General features: G+C 60.4%; 18 protein-coding genes and 2 pseudogenes. 15 read left to right on the top strand and 5 right to left on the bottom strand.

Annotated elements, in window-relative coordinates; all coding sequences use genetic code 11:
* Nucleotides 1–36: 36 nt before the first annotated feature.
* The 9 genes from G3O01_RS08250 to G3O01_RS08210 all read left to right on the top strand — a co-directional run bounded on the left by G3O01_RS08250 (nt 37) and on the right by G3O01_RS08210 (nt 7,929).
* Nucleotides 37–978 carry a LysR substrate-binding domain-containing protein gene (locus tag G3O01_RS08250; protein WP_205804015.1) on the top strand — a complete coding sequence of 314 codons (942 nt, stop codon included), beginning with the start codon at nt 37–39 and terminating at the stop codon, nt 976–978.
* A 271-nt stretch (nt 979–1,249) separates the two neighbouring features.
* Nucleotides 1,250–2,221 (top strand): ABC transporter substrate-binding protein, encoded by a 972-nt coding sequence (locus G3O01_RS08245; RefSeq protein ID WP_205804014.1) that lies wholly within the window; start codon nt 1,250–1,252, stop codon nt 2,219–2,221.
* Nucleotides 2,222–2,244: 23 nt separating this feature from the next.
* Entirely contained in the window at nt 2,245–3,270 is a 1,026-nt protein-coding gene (locus tag G3O01_RS08240) for an amidohydrolase family protein (RefSeq protein ID WP_205804013.1), read from the top strand.
* A gap of 21 nt (nt 3,271–3,291) precedes the next feature.
* Entirely contained in the window at nt 3,292–4,137 is an 846-nt protein-coding gene (locus G3O01_RS08235) for an amidohydrolase family protein (protein ID WP_205804012.1), read from the top strand.
* A 66-nt stretch (nt 4,138–4,203) separates the two neighbouring features.
* Entirely contained in the window at nt 4,204–5,061 is an 858-nt protein-coding gene (locus G3O01_RS08230; RefSeq protein ID WP_205804011.1) for an aldolase/citrate lyase family protein, read from the top strand.
* Nucleotides 5,062–5,084: 23 nt separating this feature from the next.
* Nucleotides 5,085–5,978: a phosphate ABC transporter substrate-binding protein gene (locus tag G3O01_RS08225; protein WP_205804010.1), complete on the top strand. Its 894-nt coding sequence runs from the start codon at nt 5,085–5,087 to the stop codon at nt 5,976–5,978.
* 67 nt (nt 5,979–6,045) lie between these two features.
* A complete protein-coding gene (locus G3O01_RS08220; RefSeq protein WP_241023771.1) occupies nt 6,046–7,299 on the top strand; it encodes an MFS transporter in 1,254 nt (417 codons plus the stop codon).
* 29 nt (nt 7,300–7,328) lie between these two features.
* Nucleotides 7,329–7,586: a hypothetical protein gene (locus G3O01_RS08215; protein ID WP_205804009.1), complete on the top strand. Its 258-nt coding sequence runs from the start codon at nt 7,329–7,331 to the stop codon at nt 7,584–7,586.
* Between the two features lie 67 nt (nt 7,587–7,653).
* Nucleotides 7,654–7,929 carry a DUF4148 domain-containing protein gene (locus G3O01_RS08210; RefSeq protein ID WP_205804008.1) on the top strand — a complete coding sequence of 92 codons (276 nt, stop codon included), beginning with the start codon at nt 7,654–7,656 and terminating at the stop codon, nt 7,927–7,929.
* Between the two features lie 18 nt (nt 7,930–7,947).
* Here the strand turns inward: G3O01_RS08210 and G3O01_RS08205 are convergent, their stop codons facing one another.
* The 3 genes and pseudogenes from G3O01_RS08205 to G3O01_RS45200 form a co-directional block, all read right to left on the bottom strand.
* The gene (locus G3O01_RS08205; protein ID WP_205804007.1) at nt 7,948–8,217 is read right to left on the bottom strand and encodes a DUF4148 domain-containing protein; all 270 of its coding nucleotides are present in this window, start codon (nt 8,215–8,217) and stop codon (nt 7,948–7,950) included.
* 134 nt (nt 8,218–8,351) lie between these two features.
* The gene (locus G3O01_RS08200) at nt 8,352–9,026 is read right to left on the bottom strand and encodes a LysR substrate-binding domain-containing protein (protein ID WP_241023806.1); all 675 of its coding nucleotides are present in this window, start codon (nt 9,024–9,026) and stop codon (nt 8,352–8,354) included.
* 12 nt (nt 9,027–9,038) lie between these two features.
* A pseudogene (locus G3O01_RS45200) lies at nt 9,039–9,212 on the bottom strand (LysR family transcriptional regulator); the annotation flags it as partial.
* A gap of 116 nt (nt 9,213–9,328) precedes the next feature.
* Here G3O01_RS45200 and G3O01_RS08195 point away from each other — a divergent pair.
* Nucleotides 9,329–9,940 carry an NIPSNAP family protein gene (locus G3O01_RS08195; RefSeq protein WP_205804005.1) on the top strand — a complete coding sequence of 204 codons (612 nt, stop codon included), beginning with the start codon at nt 9,329–9,331 and terminating at the stop codon, nt 9,938–9,940.
* 111 nt (nt 9,941–10,051) lie between these two features.
* Here the strand turns inward: G3O01_RS08195 and G3O01_RS08190 are convergent, their stop codons facing one another.
* Complete coding sequence (locus G3O01_RS08190; RefSeq protein ID WP_205804102.1) at nt 10,052–10,675, bottom strand: TetR/AcrR family transcriptional regulator; 624 nt, start codon at nt 10,673–10,675, stop codon at nt 10,052–10,054.
* A gap of 126 nt (nt 10,676–10,801) precedes the next feature.
* Here G3O01_RS08190 and G3O01_RS08185 point away from each other — a divergent pair.
* From G3O01_RS08185 to G3O01_RS08175, 3 genes and pseudogenes are all read left to right on the top strand, one after another.
* Nucleotides 10,802–11,487 (top strand): annotated as a pseudogene (locus tag G3O01_RS08185) (glutathione S-transferase).
* A 144-nt stretch (nt 11,488–11,631) separates the two neighbouring features.
* Complete coding sequence (locus tag G3O01_RS45195) at nt 11,632–12,192, top strand: aldehyde dehydrogenase family protein (RefSeq protein ID WP_241023770.1); 561 nt, start codon at nt 11,632–11,634, stop codon at nt 12,190–12,192.
* Between the two features lie 358 nt (nt 12,193–12,550).
* The gene (locus G3O01_RS08175; RefSeq protein WP_205804004.1) at nt 12,551–12,715 is read left to right on the top strand and encodes a hypothetical protein; all 165 of its coding nucleotides are present in this window, start codon (nt 12,551–12,553) and stop codon (nt 12,713–12,715) included.
* 57 nt (nt 12,716–12,772) lie between these two features.
* Here G3O01_RS08175 and G3O01_RS08170 read toward each other — a convergent pair whose 3' ends face one another.
* Nucleotides 12,773–12,928, bottom strand: a complete 156-nt coding sequence (locus tag G3O01_RS08170; RefSeq protein WP_205804003.1) for a hypothetical protein — start codon at nt 12,926–12,928, stop codon at nt 12,773–12,775.
* Nucleotides 12,929–13,396: 468 nt separating this feature from the next.
* On the opposite strand from G3O01_RS08170, the gene G3O01_RS08165 reads away from it, so the two are divergent.
* Together G3O01_RS08165 and G3O01_RS08160 are read left to right on the top strand one after the other, a co-directional pair.
* Entirely contained in the window at nt 13,397–13,825 is a 429-nt protein-coding gene (locus G3O01_RS08165; RefSeq protein ID WP_205804002.1) for an antitoxin Xre/MbcA/ParS toxin-binding domain-containing protein, read from the top strand.
* On the top strand, nt 13,822–14,295 hold the full coding sequence (locus G3O01_RS08160) for an RES domain-containing protein (RefSeq protein ID WP_205804001.1): 474 nt from the start codon (nt 13,822–13,824) through the stop codon (nt 14,293–14,295). The genes G3O01_RS08165 and G3O01_RS08160 overlap by 4 nt, the downstream gene beginning before the upstream one ends.
* Nucleotides 14,296–14,478: the final 183 nt, after the last annotated feature.

The following is a 14,478-nucleotide window of genomic DNA, read 5'->3' as shown; positions in this document are numbered from 1 at the left end:
TGCCGATTAACGTGGTGAAGCTGTGGGAGATCTATCGTGACAGGGCTTGACGGCTATTTGCAGGTGAATCTGAAGGCGAGGCATCTCCGCCTGATCGTGACCATCGATACCTATCGCAATCTGACGCAGGTGGCGGAAGTCACCCACGTCACGATGCCGGCGGTATCGAAGTCACTGGCCGAACTGGAGCGGGGTCTCGGACTCACGCTGTTTTCACGCACGGCGCAAGGGCTCGTGCCGACGCCGCATGGCGAATGTCTGATACGTCACGCGCGCGAAATGCTGACGATCCTCCATCAGGCGCGCGATGAAATGAAAGCGCTGAGTTCGGGTACGGAGGGCAAGGTGCATATCGGCATGTTGCCCGCTTCGGCCTCCGCGCTGTTGCCGCAGGCGCTCAATCTGCTGAAGATCCAGTCGCCGGGAACCAATGTGCGGGTCGTGGAAGGCACGCGCGGCGCGCTGCTTCCTGAGCTGTGGCAAGGTCGCCTCGACCTGATCGTAGGGCGCCTGCCCGCACCGGACACGCTCGGCAGCTTTGAGGAAAAAGCGCTGCTCGAAGAACCCGTGACCTTAATGACGGGACGGCATCATCCGCTGGCGCGGCGCAAGCATCTGAACTGGTCGGATCTGATTCCTTATCCGTGGATATTGCCGCCGCAAGGCTCGATCCTGAGAGACTCGCTGGAACGTACGCTGCGCGCCCATGACGTACCGCTGACCAACAACTACATCGAGACGCTTTCGGTCCATGTGACGCGCGCGCATTTGCAGATATCGGACTTCATCGCGGTCATGGTCGGCACGCCTGCCAACGATGCCGCGCAACCGCTCTATGCGCTGCCGTTGACGTTGCCGCGGCTATTGCGTCCGTCGGGCGTGCTCTGGAACCGCAACCGCGGACTGACGCCGAGCGCGCAACTGATGGTTGCCTGTCTGGAGGAAGCTGCCCAGCAGTTGCAAAGCGGTATTGCCTGAAGACCTGAGCGCGCGATCTTTGGTCGCGCTTAAAATTTGCTTTTATTAGTTAGTCATCCGTACTAAGTAGAAGACTTGCGTGGCATCTGAAACGTCCACACCTTTACCAAACGGTTAAGTCCCGCGCCAGTTAATTCAATAGACGGCAGCGGTGGTGTCGAAAGATCATGTTGTCAACGAAAACGCATCCCTGTAGCAGTCCGACTCGCCGCGTCATCACGCCACGAACGAAGCAGGCGACTCGATCAATCATCCCACCAAGGAGACAAAATTGGCCAGCAAGGTTCATCTCAAGCTCGCGATCGCCGAGCATCCGCATACCGCGGCAATCCGCGACGGTTCGATCCCGATCGAAGGCGTGGACGCCGAGTTCATCACCGTGCATCCGCAGATCGGCGCGTTTCGCCGCATGGTTCGCGATGTCGAATTCGACGTGTGCGAACTGGCGCCGACCACGTACATCATCGCCCGTGCCTATGGCGCGCCGTTCGTCGCGCTGCCAATTTTCGTGGTGCGCCGCTTCCATCACTCCGGCTTGCTGGTGCGCCCGGACGCCGGCATCACGACGCCGAAGGATCTCGAAGGCAAGAAGGTCGGCGTGCGTGCGTACTCGGTGACGACGGGCGCGTGGACGCGCCAGGTGCTGATCGACGAGTTCGGGCTCGATCCGTCGAAGGTCACGTGGGTCGTGGATGACGAAGAGCACGTCACGCAATTGCAACTGCCGCCGAACGTGATTCACGCGCCCAAGGGCACGTCGCTCGCGGACATGATGGCCAGCGGCGAACTGGTCGCGGGCTTTCACGGCAACGCAGGGATTGGCCGCACGGGCGACCCGACGGGCGGCTGGAAAGAAGTCGAGGCGAACTACCCGGATATGTTCCCGAATGCCGCGGAACTGGAAGCGGAATACTACGCGCGCACCGGCGTGTATCCGATGCACGGCACCATCGTCGTCAAGGACTCGGTGCTTGCCGAGCATCCGTGGGTCGCGAAGTCGATCTACGACGCGTTCGACAAGGCGAAGCAGGACTGGCTCGCGAAGCTCAATGCAGGCGAACTGACCGACAAGAAGAACAGGAAGTACGTCGAGTTGCAGAAGATCGTCGGCAACGACCCGCTGCCTTACGGCATCGAAGAAAACCGCAAAACCATCGAAGCGCTCGAAGCAACCGCGTTCAAGCAGGGCCTGACGCCGCGGCGCATGTCCATGGATGAGCTGTTCGTCGATCCCCGCGTCTGAAACCCGCACGGAAAGCCAACAACATGATTATCGATTGCCACGGTCACTTCACGACTGTCCCCGCTTCGTTCCGCGACTGGCGCGCGAAGCAGATCGCGTCCGCCGACGATCCCGCCAACGCACCACCGCTGTCCGGCGCACATGTTTCCGATGACGACATCCGCGAGGGCGTGGGCAATGGTCAGTTGCGTCTGCAACAGGAGCGCGGCGGCGACCTCACGCTCTTCTCGCCGATCGCCGGCCTGATGAGCCATCACCTGGGCAACGAGCGAACCAGCCTGGAATGGGCCGAGGTGTCGAACAATCTCGTGCGCCGCGTGTGCGACCTGTATCCGGACAACTTCGTGCCCGTCTGCCAGTTGCCGCAATCGCCGCTGGCGCCGCCGAAAAACTCGGTGGCCGAGTTGCGCCGTTGCGTCGAGGAGATGGGTTTTGTCGGCTGCAACCTGAATCCGGACCCGAGCGGCGGCTACTGGACCGGCAAGCCGATGACGGACCGCGAGTGGTATCCCGTGTACGAAGCGCTGTGCGATCTCGACGTGCCGGCCATGATCCACGTGGCGGCATCGTGCAATCCGTGTCATCACGGCACGGGTGCGCATTATCTGAACGCGGACACGTCGGTGTTCATGCAGCTGCTGCAAGGCGATCTGTTCAAGGATTTCCCGACGCTGCGTCTGGTCATCCCGCATGGCGGCGGCGCGGTTCCGTATCACTGGGGACGCTATCGCGGCATGTCGCTGGAAATTGCCAAACGGCCCCTCGAAGGCCTGCTCGACAACATCTTCTTTGATACCTGCGTCTATCACCATCCGGGCGTGGAACTGCTGACGACGGTCGTGCCGACCAGCAACGTGCTGTTCGGCTCGGAAATGATCGGCGCCGTGCGCGGCCGCGATCCGGATACCGGCGAGTATTTCGACGATACGAAGCGCTATATCGACGCCTGCGAAGCGCTCAGCGATGCGGACCGCCAGGCGATTTTCGAAGGCAATGCACGCCGCGTCTATCCGCGTCTCGACCGGCACCTCAAGGCAAAAGGCCTGTAAGCGCCGGCCAGAAGGAAAACCATGAACATCATCGATATTCATCCGCACATCATCTCCGACGACGAGAAGCGCTATCCGCCCGCGCCGTTGTTCGGCAAGCGCTCGGACTGGTCGCAGGAGCGCCCGAACACCGTCGAGGCGCTGATCAAGGCGATGGACGAAGCCGGCGTTGCGAAAGCGGCGGTCGTGCATTCGTCGACGACGTACGGCTTCGATAACAGCTACGTGGTGGACGGCTGCAATCAGTACAAGGACCGCCTGATCGCGGTGGGCTCCGTCGACATGCTGGCCGACGACGTGCCGGCTGTCATCCGGGCCTGGGCGGATAAGGGCCTCGCGGGGCTACGCATCTTCACCGGCGGCTCGACCAAGGACTTCGATCCGAGCGAACTGGATAACCCCAAATCGTTCAGGGCATGGGAGATGCTCGCGGAACTGAAGCTGCCGATGTGCATCCAGACCGGTCCCATCGGCCTGCCGCAGGTGCGCATGCTCGCCGAGCGCTTTCCTGGCGTGAACATCATCCTGGATCACCTCGCGCGTCCTGACGTGCTCGACGGCCCGCCGTATGCAAAGGCTGCCGGACTGTTCGAGTTGCGCGATCTGCCGAACATCTACATGAAGCTCACGCCGCGCATTTTCGGCGACGTCAGGAAAGAGCAGGCGAGCGCAGAGACGTTTTTCCCGCGCGTCGTGGAAGCATTCGGCGCGCAGCGCCTCGCCTGGGGTTCGAATTTCCCGACCTCGCCAGGCTCGCTCACCGAAATTCTCGCCACGGCTCAGGAAGGGCTTGCCTGCCTCAGTGACGAAGACCGGACATGGATCTTCGGCAAGACGGCGCAGAAGCTCTATCCCGCCTTGGGCTGAAGCCGGAAACATCGCAACCGCGCGTGCCCCGCTCAAAGCAGCGCGCCGCGACAACGAGAGACCATCATGTCAAACACCCGCCTGAACAGCATCATCCGCGCTTTTGAATTGGGCAAGCCGGCGCATGCCGCTTTTGCGAAGCTCGACAAGCAGACCGCCATCGAAATGAGCGATTCGCCGTATGACGGCATCGTCTTCGAGATGGAGCACAACCCGTACGATGTGTCGGCGCTCGGCGATGCGCTTCAGTACATGCTCAGCCGCAAGCAGATCGCCGAGTCCGGCTCGGTTGCGCCGAAGGTGACGCCGCTCGCGCGCATTCCCGCGAACGGCGCTGAGATGAACCAGAGCTTTGCGAAGCAGGTGCTCGATCGAGGCGCGTATGGCGTGATCTGGCCGCATGTCGCAACCGTCGAGCAGGCGTACAACGCGGTCGCGTCGTGCCGCTACGCGCGCCCAAAAAGCGCGCCGCTGTACGAGCCGAAAGGCGTGCGCGGTGACGGCCCCGCCAATGCTGCGCGCTACTGGGGCCTGTCGATGCAGGAATACTACGAGAAGGCCGATGTCTGGCCGCTCGCACCGCAAGGCGAACTGCTCGTGGGCCTGATGTGCGAGAGCACGCAGGCAATCGCGAACCTCGACGACATGCTCGCCAACGTGCCGGGCATCGGGTTCATCCTGATCGGCGAAGGCGATCTGAGCCAGGAACTGGGGCTGCCGCGTCAGTACGAACATCCTGAAGTGCTCGCCGCGATGCGCGAGATCGTCGAGATCTGCCACAAGCACAACGTCGTGGTCGGCAATCCGCACGTGACGGCGAAAAATCATCGCCGCCTGCAGGAAGGAGGTTATCGCTTCCTGATGTCGGCGCCGGCACGCACGTATGGCGTGGTCGGACTCGCACGGGAACTGGCGGGCTACTGATACCAGCAACAGGAACACACACCATGACAACGACGCAGACAGAAGCGCCGACGCTGCGAGTCAATCTCGCGGAGTATGCCGTGACGAAGGCGATGCGCGACGGACGCGTGAAATCGGACCTCGTGAATCTCGACTTTTGCGGCCCGACGCCCGCGCATAACGGCTTCAAGGCGATGGTGCGCGAGAGCCGCTTCGACGCCGGCGAGCTGGCGATCGTCACCTTCCTGCAGGCGAAGGCCTACGGCAAGCCTTACGTGTTGCTGCCGGCGCCGATCTCGGGTCGTTTCCAGCATCACTGCGCGGGATACAACCTCGACTTCGGCCATCTCGATCCGAAGGATATTGAAGGCAGGAAGGTCGGCGTGCGTACGTACACGCAGACCACCGCGCTGTGGATTCGCGGCATTTTGCGCCACGAATACGGTGTTGATCTCGACAAGGTGACATGGATGACGCTCGGCGACGGCCATCTCGCCGAGTACAGCGACCCGTCGAATTGCCAGCGTTTGCCGGTGGGATCGTCGATTCCGCAACTGATGCTCGATGGAGAGCTGACGGCTGCGCTGCTAGGCGAAGACATGCCGAAGGACGAGCGCGTGCGCACGCTCGTGCCCGATGCGCAGGCCACCGCGAAAGACTGGTTCGCGCGCACGGGCGTGGTGCCGATCAACCATATGTTCGTCGTGCACGAGAAGCTGTCGAAGGAACGGCCGGACATCGTGCGCGAGCTGTATCGCATGGTGGTCGAGAGCCGCAACGCCGCCGACAGCCTCCCCGTCGTGTTTCCGCCGATCGGGCTGGAAGCGAACCGCAAAGGTCTGCAACTCGCGGTCGACTGGGCGCTCGACCAGAAGATCATTCCGCGGCGTCTGTCCGTCGACGAACTGTTCGACGATGTGACCGGCAGTCTGGGTTGACATGAAACGGATGGCGAGGCGTGGCGGTGTGCAACGTGATAACCCAAGCATTGACGCGTGACTTCTCATGACGCCTTCACGCGATACCTCGTCGCCCGCCATGCGGACGCGCTCCGGCGACACCACGTCGTTGCTGCGGCACGCGCCGCTGACGCGTTTTCTGGTTGCCCGCGCCGGGTCCATCACCGCGCAGCAGATGCTGATGCTGGCGATCAGCTGGCATATGTACGATCTCACATCGAGCGCATGGGATCTTGGGCTCGTCGGACTGTTTCAGTTCGTCCCAGGTCTCGCGACGACGCTCATCGCGGGGCATTGTGCCGACCGCCTGCACCGCGGGCGGATGGTTGCGGCATGTCTCGCGCTGCAGGCCGTGGCGGCGACGTTGCTGTCTATTTCCACGGCCAGTCACAGCGTCACACGCGATGCGCTGCTGGCGCTCTCGCTCGCGCTTGGCGCAATCCGGCCGTTCCAGATGGCGGGACAGCAGGCTTTGTTGCCGATGCTCGTTCCGCCGAAGCTGCTCGCGCGATCGATGGCGCTCAGCACGGTGGTTCAGCAAATATCCGTGATCGCGGGCCCCGCGCTGGGCGGCATCCTGTTTGCCGTCAGCGTGGTCACGGTGTACCTGACCAGCGCGCTGCTTTTCTGCGTCAGCGCTGTGATGTATGCGCTGGTGCGCTACGACTACACGCCGCCGCCGCGCGAACCCGTTACCGTCGATACGATTCTGGCAGGCCTGCGCTTTATCTGGAGCAGTCCGCTGCTGCTCGGCGCCATCTCGCTCGATCTCTTTGCTGTGCTGTTCGGCGGCGCGACCGCGCTGCTGCCGGTCTACGCAAGGTTGATTTTGCACGTCGGCCCGCAAGGGTTGGGATTGCTGCGCTCCGCGCCCGCGGTCGGCGCGCTGTGCGTCGGGCTATTTCTTTCGCGACGGGCGATTGTCAGCGGCGTCGGCAAAAAGCTGCTGATTGCCGTGGCTATTTACGGCATCTCCATCGTCGGCTTTGGGCTGTCGCGATGGTTCGGCGTGTCGCTGCTTCTGCTGGCGATTTCGGGTGGCGCGGACACCATCAGCGTGATCGTGCGGCAAACGCTGATTCAACTGGAAACGCCTGATCGCATGCGCGGACGCGTGGCCGCCGTGAATACGCTCTTCATCGGCGCGAGCAATCAGCTCGGCGAATTCGAATCCGGCGTGAGTGCGACGGCGCTGGGTGTGATCGGCTCGGTCGTGGTTGGCGGGGTTGCCACGGTGCTGGTCAGCGTTGCATGGAGCCGGCTCTTCAAACCCCTCGCAAACCGCGATGCGTTGCATTGAGGTTTGATCGATATTGACAGGGACAACTCATGAGCAAGCGCACGACATCGCTTCGGCTCCTCATGCATGACTGGCTGGGCCAGGTGGACAACATCCGCGTCAGTCGGCCCGCGCGTTCGAGAAACATGCCGTGGCGCGCCGTCCGCATCGAGGTGATGCGTTCGTCGACGGCGTTTGCGATTGTTTTCTTCCGTCATGGCGACGGTTCATGGTGCGTCTATCCGCCCAGCTTTACGGCGCCGACGATGCAGTTGCCTCGACTGCAGGCCATCCCGCAAGGCTGCTAGACTGTATTGGGCACCGCGCGCGAGCCGGCGACGCAGTGCAGTCGAGCAATGCTGGGGAGATGTCGCCATGAAATCGCTCCGTATCGCAGTCGTCGCGCTGGCCTTCGCTGCGCCAGTCATTTCCTTCGCACAGGGCAGCCCGTCACTCACCCGCGCGCAAGTTCGTGCCGAGCTCGTGCAGGCGGAAAAGGCCGGATACAGTCCGACAGCCTGGGCGGATTTCCCGTATGGCGAGGTCCAGGCCGCTGAATTCCGCAAAGCGGCGCGCAGGGCGGCTGCGGACCCGACTGGCTACGATGCAGGCAGGAGCGGAAGCTCGCAGCCCAGCGATATCGCCAGGTAATGCTGGCGCATTGCTTCGTTATCTGCCCGATTGTTCCGTGCCGCCCGTGCCAGGGCCGTAAGAGGCGCTGGCATTTTGCTGACGTCGAGCCAGCAATGCTTCGGCACGTCGCAGGCTGCCTGGGCAATCGCCGGTGCAATTGCTGAGCGGGTTGTAACCCGCGTCTTCGAGCTGAAGCAGTTCCGCGCGAACCTGTCCGCGTGTCAGCGGTTCGTTCGACTGAGCGAAGGCCGCTGCGGGAAGCAGGACGGCAACGGTCACGATAGCGGCTTTGATGACGGGATTCATGGTCCACCCTTTTTGCGTGAAGTAAGCCGCTTTTCTTTCGCGGCAACAGTTCGTATTTCACACTAGGGTAAATACTTAGTCTATTGAATTAAACCGCCTGCAGATTGAGTGTCTGGTTAGGGCGCGCGGTTAAATCATTTCAACTGCGGTTCGCGATGTATGCAATCCGCCAGGAATGCCATAGCCGCCTGGATAGCCGGCGTGCGCCGCAGATCAGGATATGTAACAAGCCACAATGCTGCATCGGGCGGGTTGACATCGACGTGTAGCCTGACGAGCTCTGCGTCGCGCTCGCCGAGCATCGTGGGTAGAACCGCAACGCCAACATCGTTGCGCGCGGCCATCTGCTGTGCGACAACGTCGCTCGTTTCGAACACGATGGGTCTGCCGTCGAGAAATCGGCGCAGCCAGACCTGATGCTTCACGTGATCCAACGACGTGTCGTAGGCGATGAACGCCCACTGTGCGGAAGGGCGTGCTGCATAGGCGCGGCTTGCGTATAAGCCGAAGCGAATTGCACCAACCCGGCGCGAAAGTAGACTTGCCTCTTGTGGCTTGAACATTCGAATCGCGATATCTGCAACACCCCTGTCAAGCGGGGCGATTTCCGGGGTACTCGCCATAACGAGCTTCAAGGACGGATGGCGCTCGCGGAACTCTTGAATATACGGGGCAACGCAGAAATTGCCGATCGTAGGCGGCACGCTGATCCGCACCGACCCGGACATCACGGCCGAGGTCCGAAGTGCGAATGCGTCGATTGCCTGTGCGCTTTGCGTCATCCTGACGGCGAGTTCGGCAACGACCATTCCATCTTCCGTTAATCGGGTGCTCCTGGGTAGCCGATGTACGAGTTTCAACCCAAGCGTCGCCTCGAGCGATGCTATGCGACGTCCGACCGTTGCGTGCTCAACAGAAAGCTCACTGGCAGCACCTGAGAGTGATCCAGTGCGTGCGAGCACGAGGAAGTACTGCAAATCTTGCCAGTCGAACATAGTGAATTTTTGACGGAGCGTGTGAACGTATTGGGAATACCGAGCGAGAACGTCTGAGTCTAATCTGGTCATCAATCGGACGCACACGATCGTCCAAAACACGATGGAGATTGGACATGCTTTACGAACTCACTACTCTGTCCTCGCACATCCTTAAACTGCCCCAGGTTATCGAGAACGCGGAGGTCTATCTCCATCGCTCTGGAATATCGGGGCGTTGGCTCGGCGCATGGACCTCCGAAAATGGTCCGCTTGGCAGCCTGCGGATACTGCGGGGATTCAATAACGCTCACGAACTGACGCGTGAACGAGAACGTGCGCTCCATCACTCGAATCCTTTCGGGGCAACTACAAGCGACTGTCGGATCGAGATGGAGAGTTACGCCGGGTTTTCGTTTCTTCCTCCGGTAGAGCCGGGCTCCTTCGGCAAATACTACGAATTCCGAACATACTGGCTGCGGCCGGGTGGACTTGAGCCGACTATTGAAGCCTGGAAGACCGCGATGCCTGAGCGCTCGAAACGCTCACCCCTGACAGTCAATATGTATGCGCTTGACGGCGCTCCTCGCATCACCCACGTCTGGCCGTGGGAAAGTCTCGATGAGCGGATCGCGATCCGCGCGAAGTCATACGCGGATGGCGTGTGGCCGCCCAAGGGAGGACCAGATCAGTTTTTTGACGCGACATCGACGATCTGGATACCGACCGATAATTCGCCACTTCGTTGAATCTTGTATGCGGGTCTCGAAGGGGAGCGAGCACGCTTGCGTTGAGTTCGCTATCTGGTCGAGTTCGGCTACAACCGGTAGGTCGGTTGCCGTGAGTCGTTCGTCGACAACTCAATACCGTTTGCGATACGCGCGTCGCTCACGCAATTCACAAGCGTGCCAGGCAGGAAGTAGCCCGGCAGCACGATAACCGTCGATCAGTGTGTCGTAGAGCGAGACATCCGAACGGCTCCTCGCAATGAGCTGTGCGCCAGCCACGGCGGCGAAGATAGCGTGGGCCCGTGGATCACTCCCTTTTGAGTCAACAACCCTCGCCGCTGAGAGAACCTTGCTCAGCCAGGCAATGTGCACCTCACCGAAGGTTCGGACTTCCCGCATCACTCCACCGGGGAGGTCATCGCTTTCGGCAGCCATGAAGCTGCACAAGCAGATGCGATTTGCGTTTTTCAGCGCCTTGCGAAACGTATCGGGATAGCGGTGCAGGCAGTGCAACGAGTCGGGGGACTCGGACTGGAGAGCTTCAAGAACCGCTGCCGAGTCCTCCCAATACCGTCGTGCCACCGCTGCGCCGAGGTCAGCCTTGTTCGTGAAGTGGTGATAGATGCTGGCGGGTCTGATACCAACGTCTTCCGCGAGATCCTGAAAATTCAATCCACTGTAGCCGTGGGCCTGAGCAATCTTCGTGGCCGCCGCCAGGATCCGCTCCCTGGAGCCCGAGTTCGATTCGTTCCGTATTTGTACCGTTCTCCGCATGACTACGCGGTGTTGACAACCCGGATTGTAATGCATGTTGTAAATCTAACGAACGTTGGGTATACGCGATTGCCGTTCGCCCCGACACCACTGCGAAAGGAAAGCCAAATGAGTGCTATTGCAACGAGTATCAATGACAATCAGCCGTCGACAATGACGGTCTATGACTTCCCGCAAGGGCCGTATCCGACGCGTGTGCGCATTGCGTAATCTGCAATCGCGAGTGCGGTTCGTGCTGGTCGACCTGTACGCGGGCGAGCACAAGAAGCCCGAATTCATGGGGAGCAAGAACTACTCGGGCACGCTGCCAGTGCTCGAACTTGATGACGGGACCTGTATTGCCGAGTGCACGGCCATAACGGAGTACCTTGACGGACTCGATGGCGTGCCGACGCTGACTGGCAGGGCACCGCTCGAAAAAGGGTTGATCCACATGATGAGCAAGCGTGCCGAACTGGAACTGCTCGACGCCATAAGCGTTTATTGCCATCATGGAACGCCGGGATTGGGGCCGCAGGTTGAACTGTACCAGAACGCCGAATGGGGATTCAGGCAGCGCGAAGGCCCTGCGCGGAATGCATTACCTCGATGCTGTTCTTCGAAACCAGCCGTATGTCGCAGGTAAAGAATTTTCAATGGCCGACATCACCGTGATCGGCGGCCTGGTCTTCGCTTCTATCGTCAAGCTGCCGGTGCCGGCTGAATGCACCGCGCTACTGGAGTGGTACGAAAGAATGCAGGAGAGGCCCAGCGTATGCACGCAGCCGGCGTTCTCCGTACCAGCGGATGCATGAAACGTTTCATTTTTTGAATAAAGTACTCCTACAAGACTCCGAAAATCCACTTCGATTTGTGGCGGGATTCGCGACAGCAGCACTTCAGCCCTCCATACCCCGGAGAATAATTTGTGTCTGCATTACCTCAAGCAGTTAAGTCCGTTGGATTTCAACGGCCCTTATTACCTCAGCATCGCTGGTAATCTTTTGCAGTCGCACGATAGCTTTGACGTAATCAACCTGGCTACAGGTCAAGCATTCGCCAAGGCTCCATCAGCCACAGCGGAACAGCTTCACGAAACCGTCGCAGCCGCCAGTCATGCGTTCAAAGCCTGGCCTGCGCTAGGCTACGACGGGCGCCAGAAGTACCTCAACGCATACGCCGATGCACTCGAAGTACATCGGGATGAGCTGTCACGCCTGTTGCCTCTTGAGCAGGGGAAGCTGCTGAAGACGATGGCGGAGCGCGGCTGCGCCGCCCCACCCCACAACCAGAAAAAAGAACAGGGCAAAACCCGACATTTCTATGTAGCCGGCCACACGACATTTGAACTTAGCGAAGACAGGTCGGATTTATCGATTTCATGCGCGAGGCGGAGCAGGAGGCGTACCGACATTCCGTTGAAGCGCAAGGCGATCCATTCCCTGCGGGGTCCGAGCGTGCGGTGGACTATATGCTGGGTCCGCCACTATTCTGACAAGGAGCCGCCGGCGCAGGCTTAGGATAATACCGCGCGAATCGCCGCTGTTTTTGTGCCGATTCGCGTGACGCGGCCTAGCTGAACGTTTTACCGCTATCTTGAGCGGGACTTTAGGCATTCGAGTGCTAGCTGTGGCATCAATTGACATTCGACATATATCAATTGATCGATATTTAATTCGTAATCCTATGTTTGCCGAGCCGAGAGATTTCAATTTGTGCAGGAGGCCGCTGCACAAAATCTGGATTCGGCCATGCCTTCAGGTTGCGCAGTGACAATTCTCGCAAGGCGGGGAGGGCTGGCTTACGCTGGATCAGTGTGGCGACACGCTCTTCAAGTTTCTGATCGAAGGGGAAGATTGTCTGTATCACGAGGCCACGATGAAGCGCTTCGAATTGACGATTGGTGACCTGCCCAAGGTGCTGGATGCCGTGGACATGGAGGCTGACTGGTCGCTGGAGGAGCCTGAGCACGCGACAACTCCGTTGTCATTGCCTGTATGCGAATCCGAAATCAGTCGCTCAAACCCGCCAGTTCTCTTTTGAGCATGGCGGGTTTTTCTTTGCCTGCGGGGCGCGGGCTACATACAGCGGTGGAGTCACTCAGCCGTTCAGTTGCGACTCGATGTTCAGGACGATCCGCGCGAGCGGGTTGTTGTCTGCGGATTGCGGCGCGAGTTTGATCTGGGCGAAGGTGACGATAGCGAGAGCGACGACCAGGAGTGCTCCAGACGCGGCGATGCGGGGAAGGTATTTCATAGGAACCTCATCTTGATGGTGTAGACAGAAACTGGGCGAAGCTGACAGGCGTGTCGAATCACCTTCAGCGGCATGTCTGTCCGCAACCCGGGAACGCCGGACGCGGTCGTCGGATCGCACTTGCCGATCGGACGGGGTTTGTGCAGTGCGCTATAACACGACCGTCAGATCGCACCCACCGATCGAACGGGCTTGTGCAGTGCACTATAAATGGTTTATCCGCGTGCGCGGTGCGGCTTCCTGTCGCCAGCGGATGCTTAATTGCTTGAGCGTTTCGTGTATGAAAGATTTCTGTAGGCACGTAACGTGCCGTCGTGCAATGTGAGCGATCCTCGCATGGCACGGACGATGCCGAGGTGGCTGCCTCGACAGTCTCCCCGCTGGAGCCCGCCAGATTGAAGATGGGTTTGCGGACGGTATCAATTGCGCTATCATTAGGTATCAATTGATACTTTAGTCGGGGGTCGCATGTCACTGATTACGCCTGAAGCAGTGGCCGCGGTCATGGAACTGCGGCAGGTCCCGCACACGCTCGCGGAACTCGAGGCACTTGTGCGCGACGGCCTGCCCAAGTCCGCGCTGCGCGCGGGCGTCGAACATGCGACGCAGGGTGCCGACGCCCGGCGTGCGCTACTTGCCCGCATCATCCCCGAAGCGACCTATAAGCGGCGTCGCGATCGGCTGACGCCAGACGAATCGGAAAAGACTGAGCGGCTGGCCAGGATCGTCGCGACGACGACCTACGTCTGGAACGACGAAGAGGACGCGCGGGAATTCCTGGCGACGCCGCATCCGGAGCTCGAAGGGCGGGCGCCGCTCGATGTTGCGCTGACCGAACTTGGCGCGCGCCGGGTCGAAGAGCTGCTCTGGAAACTGTTTTATGGGTTGCCGGCGTGAAGTTGTTTCGAATCGCCGACACTCGACACACGATCTGGAGTGGCACCGGCGCGATGCTGGTGGGCGGCCGCTTCAATAGCCCGGGGCGACCGGTCATCTACGCCGCGTCGACCTTCGCCGGTGCGATGCTCGAGGTTCTTGTTCATGCGCGCATCGGCAAGGTACCGAAGACACACGGATGGGTTGAAGCAGCGGTTCCCGACGATATTCGCGTCGAACGCCATTCGGCCGAATCGTTGCCGGGGGGATGGGATGCGCCAGCACTGCAGGCGGCAAGGGAGTTCGGCGACGCCTGGCTGTCCGAGTCGCGTACCGCGCTCCTGATCGTACCTTCCGTCGTCGTCCGTGCAGAGTTCAACGTGCTGGTCAATCCCGCACACCCCGACGCGACACGGATTGCCGTTACCGAGCCGCAACCTGTGGTGTGGGACGAACGCCTCTTTGTGATGCCGCCGGTCGGACACTCCTAGATTGTGGTGGTGGTCGGCTCGCCTTGCCTCGACGCTTTGCGCCTCGACGAAGATGCCCGGAACGTGGCTTCCAGTTGGACGTATGCGACGGATTCTGTAAGAGGTTTTTCCCGCTCGCATGATGGGGCTTTTGGAACGCCCCTTGGAAATAGCAGGGGCGATGCAGCCTCAACGGCCCAGTTT

The organism is Burkholderia sp. Ac-20365 (assembly GCF_017104715.1).
Lineage (GTDB): Bacteria > Pseudomonadota > Gammaproteobacteria > Burkholderiales > Burkholderiaceae > Paraburkholderia.
This window is presented reverse-complemented; position numbering and strand designations above follow the sequence as displayed.

What these genes read in the sequence shown, in the direction of transcription:
- G3O01_RS08240 (WP_205804013.1), top strand. Translation starts at nt 2,245, where the DNA reads ATGATTATCGATTGCCACGGTCACTTCACGACTGTCCCCGCTTCGTTC.
- G3O01_RS08235 (WP_205804012.1), top strand. Translation starts at nt 3,292, where the DNA reads ATGAACATCATCGATATTCATCCGCACATCATCTCCGACGACGAGAAG.
- G3O01_RS08230 (WP_205804011.1), top strand. Translation starts at nt 4,204, where the DNA reads ATGTCAAACACCCGCCTGAACAGCATCATCCGCGCTTTTGAATTGGGC.
- G3O01_RS08225 (WP_205804010.1), top strand. Translation starts at nt 5,085, where the DNA reads ATGACAACGACGCAGACAGAAGCGCCGACGCTGCGAGTCAATCTCGCG.
- G3O01_RS08220 (WP_241023771.1), top strand. Translation starts at nt 6,046, where the DNA reads ATGACGCCTTCACGCGATACCTCGTCGCCCGCCATGCGGACGCGCTCC.
- G3O01_RS08215 (WP_205804009.1), top strand. Translation starts at nt 7,329, where the DNA reads ATGAGCAAGCGCACGACATCGCTTCGGCTCCTCATGCATGACTGGCTG.
- G3O01_RS08210 (WP_205804008.1), top strand. Translation starts at nt 7,654, where the DNA reads ATGAAATCGCTCCGTATCGCAGTCGTCGCGCTGGCCTTCGCTGCGCCA.
- G3O01_RS08205 (WP_205804007.1), bottom strand. Translation starts at nt 8,217, where the DNA reads ATGAATCCCGTCATCAAAGCCGCTATCGTGACCGTTGCCGTCCTGCTT.
- G3O01_RS08200 (WP_241023806.1), bottom strand. Translation starts at nt 9,026, where the DNA reads ATGGTCGTTGCCGAACTCGCCGTCAGGATGACGCAAAGCGCACAGGCA.
- G3O01_RS08195 (WP_205804005.1), top strand. Translation starts at nt 9,329, where the DNA reads ATGCTTTACGAACTCACTACTCTGTCCTCGCACATCCTTAAACTGCCC.
- G3O01_RS08175 (WP_205804004.1), top strand. Translation starts at nt 12,551, where the DNA reads ATGAAGCGCTTCGAATTGACGATTGGTGACCTGCCCAAGGTGCTGGAT.
- G3O01_RS08170 (WP_205804003.1), bottom strand. Translation starts at nt 12,928, where the DNA reads ATGAAATACCTTCCCCGCATCGCCGCGTCTGGAGCACTCCTGGTCGTC.
- G3O01_RS08165 (WP_205804002.1), top strand. Translation starts at nt 13,397, where the DNA reads ATGTCACTGATTACGCCTGAAGCAGTGGCCGCGGTCATGGAACTGCGG.